This is a genomic window from Eggerthella sp., assembly GCF_048329335.1.
Lineage (GTDB): Bacteria > Actinomycetota > Coriobacteriia > Coriobacteriales > Eggerthellaceae > Eggerthella > Eggerthella lenta.
Genome location: NZ_DBFEGU010000440.1, coordinates 1 through 1179 on the forward strand (window position 1 = coordinate 1; position 1179 = coordinate 1179).

A 1179-nucleotide genomic window follows, 5' to 3' on the forward strand; every position below is an offset into this window, starting at 1 on the left:
AGGGCGCGGACGTGTCCGGGCGCCTGAACCACAAAGCCCGGTGCGGCGATAAAACAAAGGAGAGCTGAACAATGCGCGCTTATGAACGCCTGATGAATTATGCAAAGGTACACACCACATCCCAGGACGGTACGGGGAGAACGCCCACTACGGAGCGCCAGCTGGACCTGGCGCGGATGCTGGCGGAGGAGATGCGCGCCATGGGCATAGCCGACGCGCGCGTGGACGGCTTCGGCTATGTGTACGGAAGCCTGCCCGCCACGCCCGGCTGCGAAAAAAGCCCGGCCATCGGCTGGATCGCCCACATGGATACGGCCCAGGCATTCTCCGGCGAGAATGTGAAGCCCATTCTGCATGAGAATTATGATGGCGGCGACGTGGCCCTGCCGCAGTGCGGCCGCGTACTGAAAACGTCCGAGTTCCCGTTCCTGAAAGAGCTGAAGGGAAAAACGCTCATCACGGCCGACGGCTCCACGCTTCTGGGCGCGGACGACAAGGCGGGCATTGCGGAGATATTGACGGCGTGTGAACAGCTCCTGCAAAGCGGCGCGCCCCACGGCCCGGTGAAGATCGCCTTCACGCCGGACGAGGAAGTGGGCGAAGGCGCAGACCATTTCGACGTGCCGGGCTTCGGGGCGGCTTATGCCTATACGATGGACGGAGGCGAGGTGGGCGAGATATCCTACGAGAACTTCAACGCCGCGTCCGCTGTGTTCCGCATCACGGGCGTTTCGGTGCACCCGGGCAGCGCCAAGGACACCATGGTGAACGCGCTGAAGCTGGCCTGCGAGATCGACGGCATGCTGCCGCCGCGGGAGGTGCCTGAGCACACCGAGGGCCGGGAGGGCTTTTTCCACATGGACGCTTTGTCCGGCGACACGGCTGCCGCGCGTCTGGAATATATCGTGCGCGACCATGACCGGGAAAAGTTTGAGGCGCGCAAGGAGCTGCTGCGCGGCGTGGAAAAGGCCATGACGGAAAAGTATCCCACGGCGCGGGTGGAGCTTGCGCTCAAGGACAGCTACTACAATATGCTGGAGCAGATCCGTCCCTGCATGCACCTCATCGACAATGCGAAAAAGGCCTGCGAGGCGGCGGGCGTACAGTGGTTTGAGGAGGCGACGCGCGGCGGCACAGACGGTGCGCGGCTGTCGTATATGGGTTTGCCCTGTCCGAACC

General features: G+C 63.4%; 1 protein-coding gene. It reads left to right on the forward strand.

The window, feature by feature from the left end; genetic code table 11:
• Positions 1-92: 92 nt before the first annotated feature.
• Positions 93-1179: peptidase T (gene pepT / locus ACMO6A_RS13530; protein ID WP_418471420.1), on the forward strand; the 1087-nt coding region annotated here is incomplete at its 3' end.